This window comes from Streptomyces sp. NPDC050535 (assembly GCF_044457665.1).
Classification (GTDB): Bacteria; Actinomycetota; Actinomycetes; order Streptomycetales; family Streptomycetaceae; genus Streptomyces.
This window is the reverse complement of sequence record NZ_JBITHE010000017.1, coordinates 67573-78794: the sequence shown is the minus strand read 5'-3', so window position 1 is coordinate 78794 and position 11222 is coordinate 67573. Positions and strand designations below refer to the sequence as shown.

The 11222-nt window shown below is 72.5% G+C and carries 9 protein-coding genes; 1 reads left to right on the top strand and 8 read right to left on the bottom strand.

The genetic code is table 11. The annotated features are described in order from the left end of the window. The first annotated feature begins 35 nt into the window (after window positions 1-35). The gene (fes, locus tag ACIBLC_RS30715) at window positions 36-1295 is read left to right on the top strand and encodes an enterochelin esterase (protein ID WP_399214589.1); all 1260 of its coding nucleotides are present in this window, start codon (window positions 36-38) and stop codon (window positions 1293-1295) included. A 41-nt stretch (window positions 1296-1336) separates the two neighbouring features. On the opposite strand, the gene ACIBLC_RS30710 is transcribed toward fes, so the two are convergent. From ACIBLC_RS30710 to ACIBLC_RS30675, 8 genes are read right to left on the bottom strand one after another with little or no spacing between them, the layout of a single operon-like run. After that, window positions 1337-1522, bottom strand: coding sequence for an MbtH family NRPS accessory protein (locus tag ACIBLC_RS30710; RefSeq protein WP_399214588.1), 186 nt, complete (start codon window positions 1520-1522; stop codon window positions 1337-1339). Next, window positions 1519-5493, bottom strand: coding sequence for an amino acid adenylation domain-containing protein (locus ACIBLC_RS30705; RefSeq protein WP_399214587.1), 3975 nt, complete (start codon window positions 5491-5493; stop codon window positions 1519-1521). Before ACIBLC_RS30705 ends, ACIBLC_RS30710 begins: the two co-directional genes overlap by 4 nt. After that, window positions 5490-5720 carry a phosphopantetheine-binding protein gene (locus ACIBLC_RS30700; protein ID WP_399214586.1) on the bottom strand — a complete coding sequence of 77 codons (231 nt, stop codon included), beginning with the start codon at window positions 5718-5720 and terminating at the stop codon, window positions 5490-5492. Before ACIBLC_RS30700 ends, ACIBLC_RS30705 begins: the two co-directional genes overlap by 4 nt. A gap of 5 nt (window positions 5721-5725) precedes the next feature. Further along, window positions 5726-6358 (bottom strand): isochorismatase family protein, encoded by a 633-nt coding sequence (locus ACIBLC_RS30695; protein ID WP_399214585.1) that lies wholly within the window; start codon window positions 6356-6358, stop codon window positions 5726-5728. Between the two features lie 16 nt (window positions 6359-6374). Next, window positions 6375-8039 (bottom strand): (2,3-dihydroxybenzoyl)adenylate synthase, encoded by a 1665-nt coding sequence (locus ACIBLC_RS30690; RefSeq protein ID WP_399214584.1) that lies wholly within the window; start codon window positions 8037-8039, stop codon window positions 6375-6377. After that, window positions 8036-9232, bottom strand: coding sequence for an isochorismate synthase (locus tag ACIBLC_RS30685; RefSeq protein WP_399214583.1), 1197 nt, complete (start codon window positions 9230-9232; stop codon window positions 8036-8038). Before ACIBLC_RS30685 ends, ACIBLC_RS30690 begins: the two co-directional genes overlap by 4 nt. A 56-nt stretch (window positions 9233-9288) precedes the next feature. Further along, window positions 9289-10080: a 2,3-dihydro-2,3-dihydroxybenzoate dehydrogenase gene (locus tag ACIBLC_RS30680; protein ID WP_399214582.1), complete on the bottom strand. Its 792-nt coding sequence runs from the start codon at window positions 10078-10080 to the stop codon at window positions 9289-9291. Then, on the bottom strand, window positions 10077-11063 hold the full coding sequence (locus ACIBLC_RS30675) for an ABC transporter substrate-binding protein (RefSeq protein ID WP_399214581.1): 987 nt from the start codon (window positions 11061-11063) through the stop codon (window positions 10077-10079). Before ACIBLC_RS30675 ends, ACIBLC_RS30680 begins: the two co-directional genes overlap by 4 nt. Between the last annotated feature and the right edge of the window lie 159 nt (window positions 11064-11222).

Here is an 11222-nt window from a genome sequence, read left to right as displayed (position 1 = left end):
TAGTTCTTTTCCCCCTTCACCCGGAGTCCCGCCGCATGTTCGAGTTCGTGCCGCCCAAGGGCGCCCCGCACCACCCGCCCCGACTCCCGCGTACCGACGGACTGTCGCGACTCCCGGAACCGGGGTGCCCGTTGCCCGAACCGGGGGGCGTCGAGGAGTTCTGGGCCGGGATCCGCGGGCGCGGCACTCCGCTCGTCTCGCCCGACCCCCGGGGCAGCGCCGACCACGTGGCCGTCACGTTCCTGTGGCGCGGCACCGCCGCCACCCGTGCCGTCCAGGTCCTGCCCAACAAGCTCGGTGACCCGCGCGTCCCCGAGGGCAACCTGATGGAGCGGGCCCCTGGAACCGACGTCTGGCACTGGACGCTCCGCCTGCGCCACGACTGGCGCGGCACGTACGACTTCTACGTCGACGAGGGTCAGGGCCCGGAGCCGGGGACCCCTGAGTACTGGCGATGGCTGCGCACCCAGCGACACACGGACCCCGTCAACTCCCGTACGCTGCCTCGCCGTTGGGGCGGCGACCCGGTTCCGTACGTCGAACTCCCGGGCGCCCCGAGCGCGCGGGACTGGACGCCGAGGCAGGGCGTGGCCCGCGGCGCGACCTCCGAGCACAACATGGAGAGCGCGCGCCTCGGGGGTGGGCGGCGCGTCTGGCTCTACGAACCCCCTCTGCCGCGACGGGAGTTGGCGAACCTGCCCATCCTGGCCCTGCTCGACGGTGAGCACTGGCAGCCGGAGCTCGGCCTCGCGCACCTCCTCGACAACCTCATCGCGGACGGCCGTATCCCGCCGCTCGTCGCCGTGCTGCCCGAGTCCGTGGACGCGGACACCCGCTGGGCGGAGCTGACGTGCCGCCCGGAGTTCGTCGCCTTCCTCGCGGACGAGCTGCTGCCGTGGGCGGCCGGGCGACTGCCGGTCACGGACGACCCCGCGCGCACGGTGATCGCCGGGCAGAGCCTCGGCGGACTCACCGCCGCCTACGCCGGCCTTCTCGCCCCGCACCGCTTCGGCAACGTCCTCGCCCAGTCGGGCTCGTTCTGGTGGCCCGTCGGCCCGGAGCCGGAGTGGCTGACCGGGCGCGTCGCCGAGATCCCCCGCCTTCCGGTGCGCTTCCGTCTCTCCTTCGGCGAGCAGGAGTGGGTGGCCCTCCCCGCCGCCCGCCGCCTGCGCGACGCCCTGGCCGCCGCGGGCTACGACGACGCCTCCTACCGCGAGTTCAACGGCGGCCACGACTACCTGTGCTGGCGCACCGAACTGGCCGACGGACTCGTGGAGTTGCTGTCGGGAGCGTGAGCCGGCGAGGGGTGTCGTGGCGTTGTGCGCCGAGGTGCCCGTCACCGCCCCGCCTCCGCCCGGCCCGCGCACACCTCGTACCGGGCCGGGCCGAAGACGGCGCTCCAGCCCGCGGGCACGGCACGCCAGGACGGCCACAGGGACAACTGCCCCCGGGCGTTCTCCAGCACGAGGTGCGTGCCCCGGCCCTCGGCCCCCGGATCGAACGGTCCGTAGTGGAGGCTCATGCGTCGAGCTCCTTCAGGCGGGCCGCGATCCGCGCGGCGATGTCGTCGAGATGCCGGTCCCGCATCAACTGCGGGTGCGAGCAGTCCAGGTCGTGATTGACGACGGCGCCGGTCACGTGCGCGCGCCACGCCTCCCGGGTGAGCCAGTCCTCGGCACGCGGCGCGGCGGCCGTGAAGAACAGCAAGTCGCCCTCGAAAAGCTCGTGTTCGTGCTCGCGCATCAGCCGGGCGTGGTTGGGCACGATGTCGACGATCTTCGACAGGGTGTGGTCGCCGAGCCCGGCGAGCGGACTGCCCGCGCGGCGCAGCGTGGCGAGCACGTCGTCCTTGGTGCGCTCGTCGGTGCGGTCGAAGCCCGCCATGCGCAGGACGGCCGTGAGCGCGTCACCCTCCTCGGGCGCGGGGCGTTCGCGCCACTGCTCGGCCGGGAACGCGTCGAGCAGCGCGAGGAGTTCGACCCTCTCCCCGGCCCGCTGGAGCAGTACGGCCACGGTGTGCGCGAGGATTCCGCCGACCGACCAGCCCAGCAGCCGGTAGGGGCCGTGCGGTTGAACCTCGCGGATTCGCTCGGCGTAGTCGGCCGCCTCGTCCTGGAGTGTGCTCGGCAGCGGCTCGTCATGGACCAGTCCGCGCGCCTGGATGCCGTACACGGGCTGGTCCGGACCGAGCCGGGCGGACAGGCCCGCGTAGCACCAGGACATGCCGCCCGCAGGATGGAACGCGAACAGCGGAGGCCGGTCACCCTCGGCGCGCAGCGGCAGTACGACGTCCAGCGCGTCCCCGGACGCCGGCCCCGCCCCTTCGAGCCGGGCGGCCAGCGCGGCGGGGGTCGGCGCCTCGAACAGCGAGCCGATCGTCAGCTCGGCGCCGAACTCCTCCCGTACGCGTGCCACCAGGCGCACCGCCAGCAGCGAGGTCCCGCCCAGGTCGAAGAACGCGTCGTCGGGACCGGCCTGTCCGACCCCGAGCACCTCCGCGAACAGCCGCGTCAGCGCCTCCTCGCGCGGGGACGCCGGGCGCCTGGCACCCTCACCGCCGGCGAAGACCGGGGCGGGGAGCGCACGGCGGTCCAGCTTGCCGTTGGGGCTCAGCGGGAAGGAGTCGAGGGCGAGGACCGCCGCCGGGACCATGTGCTCCGGAAGCACGCGCGCCAGCGACGCCCGTACGGCCGCGGGATCGGCACCGCCGGTCACATAGCCGACGAGGCGGTCGTCGAGGACCAGCGCGCAGGATCCGTCCACGCCGTCCTGGGCCGCCAACGAGGCCTCGATCTCGCCGAGTTCGATGCGCTGGCCGCGCAGCTTCACCTGGTGGTCGGTGCGGCCGAGGTACTCCGCCTCACCCTTCTCCGTCCAGCGTGCCAGGTCGCCGGTGCGGTACATCCGGGTACCGGACGGACCGAACGGGTCGGCCACGAAACGGGACGCCGTGAGCTCCCCGCGGTTCAGGTAGCCGTCCGCCAACTGCGTTCCCGCCAGATACAGTTCGCCCGGAATCCCTGGCGGGCAGGGCTGCAGCGCCGCGTCGAGAACGTACAGGCGGGTGTTCCACACCGGCCGTCCGATCGGCACCGGACCCGAGCCCTCCGGGGCGCAGGCGTGGTAGGTGACATCGACAGCCGCCTCGGTGGGCCCGTACAGGTTGTGCAGCCGGGCGCCCGGCAGCGTGTGCCCGAAGGTGTTCGCGGTCTCGCGCGGCAGTGCCTCGCCGCTGCAGAAGACCTGGCGCAGGCTTTCGCACTGGGCCGGGTCCGCCTCCGCCAGGAACACCTGGAGCATCGACGGCACGAAGTGGCAGGTGGTGACGGCCTGTTCGCGGATCAGCCGGGCCAGGTAGCCGGGGTCCTTGTGGCCGCCGGGCTCGGCGACGACGAGCGCGGCGCCCTGGCGCAGCGGCCAGAAGAACTCCCAGACGGACACGTCGAACGACGACGGGGTCTTCTGCAACACCCGGTCCTCGCAACCCAGTCCGTACGCGTGCTGCATCCAGCGCAGGCGGTTGTCGATCGCCGCGTGGGAGACGACGACGCCCTTGGGGCGGCCGGTGGAGCCGGAGGTGTAGATGACGTACGCGGGGTCGGACGGCGTGAGCGCCCTCGGTGGGTTCACCCAGGAGTGCGTGGACACGTCCAGCCCGTCCAGGACGACGAGCGGGGTCCCGGTGTCCTCCGGGAGGCGTCCCGCGCGGTCGGTGACGGCGCACACCGGTGCCGCGTCCTGGAGCATGTGGGCGAGCCGCTGCTCCGGGTAGTCGGGGTCGAGCGGCAGATACGCGGCGCCCGCCTTCAGCACGGCGAGCAGGGAGACGACCAGTTCCACCGAGCGCGGCACCGAGACCGCCACCACCGCACCCGGCCGGGCGCCGAGGGTCTGCAGATGCCGGGCCAGCCGGTTGGCGCGCGCGTTGAGGTCCGCGTAGGTGAGGGAGGTGTCCCCGTAGATCAGCGCCGTCGCGTCCGGGGTCCGTGCCGTGCGTGACTCGATGGGGCCGATGAGGGTGGTCGGCGGCAGCTTGCGGTCCGTGCGGTTGAACTCGTCCACCACCAGGGCGTGTTCGTCCGGCGTCGCGATGCCGTGGGTGGCGAGCGGCAGTTGCGCGTCGGAGTCGGCGAGCCGTTCCAGGAGATGAAGGAACCGATCCTGGTGCGCGGCGAGTTCGGTGTCCTCGTACAGGGCCGGATTGCCGTCGTGGTCGATGCGCAGTCCGTGGCCGTCGGTGCGGTCGTAGATGTTGACCGTCAGGTCGTCGACCGGGCCGGCCGACAGGTTCCGTGCCCGGGTCGGCGCGCCCGCGAAGTCGACGCCGTAGTCGAACGGCATGACGTTGACGAGCGGGCCGACCAGACCCCGCATCTCGCCGAGCAGCCCCAGGTCGCGGCGGATGTCCTCGTAGCGGTATCGCTGGTGGCGGCGCACCTCCCGGATGCCGAGGACCACCTGACGCACCAGCTCGGCGAAGGTCGCGTCGGGGGAGACGGTGAGCCGCAGCGGCAGCACGTTCATCACCATGCCGGGCACGCGCAGCGCGACCGAGCCCATGCGGCCCATCATCGGCAGGCCCAGTACGACGTCCGGCCGGCCGGTCGCGCGGGAGGTGTAGAGGGCCTGCGCGGCGATCAGGACGTCCGGCCAGGTCGCCCGGGACCGGGCGGCGAGCTCGCGCAGCCGCTCCGTGGTCGCCGGCGGCAGATACGTCGTACGGCGGCGGAAGGTGCGTGAGGGCAGTGCGCCGCGGCCCGCGAGGCGGGGCGCCTCGGGGCGGTCGGCGAACGCCCGGGCCCAGTGCGCGCGGTCGGCGTCGAAGGCGCCGGAGGAGCGGTACTCGGCGTCGTCGGCGACGAGGTCGGCGAGCGGCCTGAAGGTGCGCGGACCCGGCTCCTCGCCCCGGGCGAGCGCCGTGTAGACGTCGGCGGTGCGCCGGACGAGGAGTGAGTAGCCGAACCCGTCCATGACGAGGTGGTGGATGCGCTGATACCACAGCCACCGCCGCTCGCCGACGCGGAACAGGGCGTGCCGGAACAGCGGCCCCACCGCCAGGTCGAAGGGCTCGGCGAGGTCGGCACGCATCCACGCCTCGGCCTGCTCCTGGGCGTCCGGCGCCCTCCGCAGGTCGTGCGCCTTTTGGGCGTCCGGCGCCCTCCGTGGACCGTGCGCCCGCTCCTGGGCGTCCAGCGCGCTCCGCAGGTCGTGCACGGTGAGCGGCAACTCGACCGCGTCCGCGATGTACTGGCGTGGGCCGTTCGGGGTGTCCTCGACGCGTACGCGCAGCGAGTCGGCCTCGGCGACGACCTGCCGCAGGGCGGTGGCGAAGAGCTCCGGGTCGATCGGTCCGTCGATCTCCAGGCACTCCGCGGTGTTCTGCGCGGGGCTGAGCGGGTCAAGGGCCTGCGCGTACCACATGCCCGACTGGGCGGCCGTAAGTGGCAGTTCGGTGACCGCGGTGCCGGCGTCGCCGGTCGTCAGGACCGTCATGAGACGACCCCCAGCAGTGGCGCCCAGGCCTCGATGGCCGGCTGCTCCGCCAGGTCGGCGAAGGCCGCCTCGACGCCGTGCTCGCGCCGCCAGCGCTCCAGCAGTGCCATGACCCGGACCGAGTCGAGGCCGTAGTCCACGAGGTTCTCGTCGAAGGGGATGTCCACGGGATCCTCGCCGAGGGAGTCGGCGACATCACTGCGGATCTGCTCCAGGGTGAGGGCCATCGGGCTCAGACCTCCTTGAGAAGCGCGTCGGTGGTGGTCACGACCGCGCAGCGGCCCGCGGCCCAGCGCAGCGCCATGTCGTGGTCCTCGCGGGTGAAGTCGGCGACGGCGTCGGCGACGACGAACGCCTGGATGTCCCGCATCCACGCGTCCGCCGCGGTCATGAGCACCCCGATGTGCGCGTACACGCCGACGACGACCAGCTGGTCACGCTCCTCGTCGCGCAGCAGCTCCTCCAGCCGGGTGCGGACGAACGCGCTGTACTTCCACTTGGTGAGCATCCGGTCGCCGGGCCGCGGCGTGACCGGGTCCGGCACGCTGAGCGCGTGCGGGTCGTTGGCGACACCCGGGCCCCAGAAGTCGAGCTGGAGCCCGCGCTGCCGGGGCGTCTGCCCGCCCCGCTGCGTCGAGTACACGACCGGTATGCCGGTGCTTCGGGCACGGTCGAGCAGCCGGGAGGTGTTGTCGAGCATCCCGGTCAGGGGCGGCTCACCGGCCGGGAACGCGCCGAGGAAGTGGTTCTGGAGGTCGTGGACGAGCAGCACGGCGCGCGCGGGGTCCACGGTCCAGGAGACGCGGTTGGCGGGCAACTCGCTCTCGGTCGGCAGGGGATAGGGGGCTATGGCCGGAAGTGCCATGGGAGATCTGGGCCTTTCAGTGCTGCTCGGCGACGGCGCTGGATCGCAGCTGCTTCTTGCTGACCTTGCCGATCCCGGTCTGCGGGAAGGCGTCGACGAACTCGACGAGATCGGGGACCTTGTAGGCGGCGACGCCGCGCTCACGGACGAATCGCTTGATGGCGACGGGTTTCAGCGGCTCGGCGCCCGCGCGCAGGATCACGTAGGCGAGGGAGCGTTCACCGAGGTACTCGTCGGCCACCGCGACGACGGACACGTCGTGCACGGCCGGGTGGGCGAGGATGATGTTCTCGACCTCCTCCGGCGCGACCTTCTCCCCGCCCCGGTTGATCTGGTCCTTCGCCCGGCCCTCGACGACGAGATGACCGCTCGCGGTGCGGCGCACGATGTCGCCGGTGCGGTAGAAGCCGTCCTCGGTGAAGGCCGTCGAGTTGTGTTCGGGAGCGCGCCAGTAACCGCGGACGGTGTAGGGGCCGCGCGTCAGCAGATGCCCGAACTCCCCGTCTGGTACCTCGAGTCCGGCGTCGTCGACGATCCGGATCTCGTCGTCCGGGGAGATCGGCAGCCCCTGCGTGCCGACGACCGTCTCCTCGTCGTCGCCCAGCCGGGTGTAGTTGACAAGGCCCTCCGCCATCCCGAAGACCTGCATCAGCCGGCAGCCCAGCGCGGGTTCCAGCCGACGCGCCGCCTCCTCGCTGTACTTGGCACCGCCGACGAGCACCAACTCCAGGCTGGACAAGTCGTGTTCGGTATCCGCACCGGCTTGCGTCCACACGAGCGCGAGGGGCGGAACCAGCCCTGTCATGGTGATCCGCTCCCGCTCTACGAGGGGAAACGCGGTCGCCGGATCGGGCGCGGGGCACAGCACGGCCGTACCTCCGGCATACAGGACGCCCAGCCAGCCGGGCGAGCTCATCGGGAAGTTGTGCGCGGCCGGCAGCACCACCAGGAAGCGGGTGCCGGCGTCGACACCGCAGATCTCGTTGGAACCCCACAGCGAGTACAGGTAGTCGTCGTGGGTGCGCGGGATGAGCTTCGGCACGCCCGTCGTACCGCCCGAGAGCTGAAGGAAGGCCAGCTCGTGCGGTTGAGGGCCGGGAAGCGGCTCGGACGGATCGCACGGCACCTCGGCGAGGGCCGTGTGCTCGCCCGGATCGCCGACGACGAAGACGTGCCGCAGGCTCGGCGTACGCTCCTTGACCCGCGAGGCGAGGACGCGGTGGTCGAAGCCCGCGTGCCGGTCGGGAATCACACAGGCGACGGCCTCGGTGAAGGAGCAGAAGTAGCCGATCTCGCTCTCGCGGTGTGCGGGCAGCGCGTACACCGGCAGCGCGCCGACGCGGAAGAGCGCGAAGACGACCTCGACGAACTCGCCGACGTTCGGGAGGTGCAGGACGACCCGGTCGCCCTTGGAGATCCCCCGTGCCGCGAACCCGGCGGCCAGCCGGTCGGCGCGCTCGTCCAGTTGGCGGTAGGTCCAGGTGCGCCGCCCGGGCGCCGGATCGACGAGGGCGATCCGGTCGGGATGCGCGGCGGCGCGCTCGCGCAGCATGCCGCCGAACGTCTCCCCGCGCCAGTAGCCCGCCGCGCGGTAGCGCTCGGCGAACTCGGCGGGCCAGGTGGGCGCGTCGACGCCTGGGGTGCAGGCGTTTAGCGTGAGGTCGGGCCCGGTGCCGGTCACAGCGAGGCTCCCACGGCACTGAGGAACGTACGGAACTTGGCGCCCGTCTCGGCCGTTTCGGCCTCGGGCGACGAGGCGGCCACCACACCGGCCCCGGCGAACAGCCGCAGTGAGCGGCCCTCGGCCTCGGCGCAGCGGATCGTGACGACCCACTCGCCGTCACCGTCCGCGTTCTGCCAGCCGACCATGCCGGTGTAGGGGCCGCGGTCGAAGGGTTCCAGCTCGGCGATGACGGCGCGGGCCACCTCGGTGGGGGTGCCGCACACCGCCGGAGTGGGGTGCAGCGCGGACGCCAGGTCGAGGGCGGTAACCGCCGGGTCGGCCAGCTCGCCGGTGACGGTGGTCGACAGGTGCCACATGGCCGCCGTACGCACCAGGGTGGGCCGGTCCGGCACGTCGAGCCGGGTGCAGAACGGCGCGAGCGCCTCGCGCACGGCGGCCACCACGACGGCGTGCTCGTGCAGGTCCTTCGGGGACTCCAGCAACGCGGCCGCGCGCCGGACGTCCTCGGCGAGATCGGTGCTGCGCTGAGCGGAACCGGCCAGCGGGTTGGCGCTCAGGAGTCCGCCCCGGCGGGCGACCAGGAGCTCGGGACTGGCCCCGATGAGCGTGCGGCCGGGTCCGCTGGGGACGGCGAAGGTGTATCCGGCCGGGTCCCGGCGCGCCAGCCGGCGCAGCATGGCCGGCAGATCCGGCTCGCGCGGGGAGGTGAGCTCCAGGGTGCGGGCGAGGACGACCTTGTCGAACTCCCCGGCCCGCATCCGCCGGACCGCGCCGGCGACCGCCTCGCCGTATCCCGCGGCGGCCGGAACCTCCGTCACCCGCCAGTCGGTCCGTTCGTCGGTGTCGGGCACGGGCAGCGCGATGAGCGGGTCCTCGCGCAGCGGCGGCGCCCACCGCACGGACGCCGGTACGGCCAGCGAGGGCGGGGCGTCGGGGGCGAAGGGCAGGGAGCCCACGACGATCGGATCGGGGTCCCCGGCGCGGCGGCGGGCGTCGAGAACCTCACGCACCCGGAGCGCCAACGGCCTTGTGCCGTGGGGTATTTCGGCGGCGGTGCCCCGACCGAGAAGGGTGTGGCGGGGAGAGGCGAGGAAGCGGTCGGGCCCGGGGCGGTAGGCGTCGAGGAGGGCGGTCGCCGCGCCGGGGGACACCAGTGTGGGGGCGGTGGCTTCGTGCAGAGATGCAGACATGGGTGTCTCCAGTGGGGGAGAGGTGGCACGACCGGGGTCGGCGCGGGGCGGGCGGTTCAGGCCCGGAGGGTGGCGCCGCCGTCGACGTACAGGTCGTGCATGGTGATGTGACGGGCGCGGTCGGAGACGAGGAAGACGACGGCGTCGGCGATGTCGGCCGGGTCGGCGATCCTGCCGAGCGGGATGCCCGTGCGGTGCGACGCGAGGTCACCTTCGACGACGCGCCTGACCGCTGCCTCCTGGTCGGTCGAGCCGGTCCACAGCGCGCGTTGCATGTCGGTGAGGGTCGAGCCGGGTGAGACGGTGTTGCATCGGACGCCCCGCGCGGCCACCTCGAGGCCCAGGCATTTGGTGAACATGACGGCCGCGGCCTTCGAGGCGGCGTAGGCGGCCATGCCCGCGCGGGGGATTCCGGCGGCGTTCGAGGCGACGGTGACGACGCTGCCACGACCGCGTCCGGCCATCCGGCGGGCGACGGACCGCGAGACGTGGAACACGCCGTTCGTGTTGACGGCGAAGGTGGCCGTCCAGTCCTCGTCCGTCAGGTCCACGACGTCCGAACTCCGCAGGATCCCGGCGACGTTGACGGCGATGTCCACCGGTCCGAGCGTCCGCTCTGCCTCGGCGACCAGCGTCTCGACGGCGGTGGCGTCCGTGACGTCGAGGGGGCGAGGGGTGACCTGGTCGCCGTACTCGCCGGCGAGGGCCGCCACGCCGTCGGGGGCCAGGTCGGTGGCGAGGACGCGGGCGCCCTGCTCGACGAGCGCGGCGACCACCGCCTCGCCGATACCCCGGCCCGCCCCGGTCACCAGGGCGAGCCGTCCGGCCAGCTCGGGACCGGCGCTCACTTGACCATGGCCTTCCGGATGTCGTCGAGCACCGAGACGGCCGCTTCCGCGCCGCCCAGGCTTGTCCACTTGGTGCCGTCGATCACGGTGGCGTGCTTGTCCTGTACGGCGCTGAGCTGCTTGTAGGCGGCCTTCTTGTCGAGTGCGGCGAGCAGTTCGGTGTCCGAGGTCCCCGGGTCGAGGGTTCCGATGAACAGCCAGTCGCCGTCGATCTGGTCGAGGTTCTCCTCGCTGATCGGCGTGGAGTGGCCCTCGCCCTGCTCGGCCTGGATGCCGGGCCGCTCGAAGCCGAGATCCTTGAGGACGTCACTGATGAACACGCCCTGCTGCATGACGGCCGAGCCCTTGGCCGAGTAGCGCGTCACGGACACCGTCGCGCCGGCCGCGGAGCCGAGGTCCTTCTTCAGGGCCGTGACCTCGGTGTCGTAGCCGTCGAGGAACTTCTCGGCCTCGTTGGTCCTGCCGAGCACCTTGCCGGTCAGTTCGAGGGACTTCTTCCAGCTCTTGGTGCTGTCGATCGTCACGACGGTGGGCGCGATCTTCCGCAGCTGCGCGAGGACTTGTTCGTCGGCCAGCTGCCCGGCGAGGATCACATCCGGCTCGGCCTGGACGACCTTCTCGATGTCCGGGCCGGTCACCGCGCCCACCACGGGTATGTCCTTCGCCTTGTCCGCGAGGTATGCGGGGGCGCCCGTCTGGCCGCGCCCGGCCGTCAGGCCCACCGGGTCGACGCCGAGCGTGAGCGCGGAGTCCAGGTCCATCTCGCTGAGCGTCACGACCCGTTGGGGCGCGGCCGGCACCTTCACCGCGGTACCGGTGGCGTCGGTGACCTGGGTGGTTTCCGCTCCGCCCGCCGCCCCGGCGCTGTCGCTTTTCTCCGGGGATCCGCACGCGGTCACGACCAGCGCACAAGCGGCCAGGATCGTGGCCGGCACGACCGGACGGGCGATGCCACGGGAAGGGAAGAACGGGTTCGGCGCCATGGCCTGGGGTCTCCGTTGGTGTTCGACGACAGGGGGTCTCGGAAGTGGTTACGACGTCGCATGTGCCTTGCTCTGTAGGGCTGTTGGGCACTTTCAGGCAGGCGGGAAGCAGTCGGTTCCGTCGGGTTCGACGCAGTGAAACTTAGGTTAGCCTAACCT

Excerpts from the sequence above, each read along its gene's own strand:
- ACIBLC_RS30705 (WP_399214587.1), bottom strand. The coding sequence starts at position 5,493 with ATGACGGTCCTGACGACCGGCGACGCCGGCACCGCGGTCACCGAACTG.
- ACIBLC_RS30675 (WP_399214581.1), bottom strand. The coding sequence starts at position 11,063 with ATGGCGCCGAACCCGTTCTTCCCTTCCCGTGGCATCGCCCGTCCGGTC.
- fes (WP_399214589.1), top strand. The coding sequence starts at position 36 with ATGTTCGAGTTCGTGCCGCCCAAGGGCGCCCCGCACCACCCGCCCCGA.
- ACIBLC_RS30695 (WP_399214585.1), bottom strand. The coding sequence starts at position 6,358 with ATGGCACTTCCGGCCATAGCCCCCTATCCCCTGCCGACCGAGAGCGAG.
- ACIBLC_RS30710 (WP_399214588.1), bottom strand. The coding sequence starts at position 1,522 with ATGAGCCTCCACTACGGACCGTTCGATCCGGGGGCCGAGGGCCGGGGC.
- ACIBLC_RS30685 (WP_399214583.1), bottom strand. The coding sequence starts at position 9,232 with ATGTCTGCATCTCTGCACGAAGCCACCGCCCCCACACTGGTGTCCCCC.
- ACIBLC_RS30700 (WP_399214586.1), bottom strand. The coding sequence starts at position 5,720 with ATGGCCCTCACCCTGGAGCAGATCCGCAGTGATGTCGCCGACTCCCTC.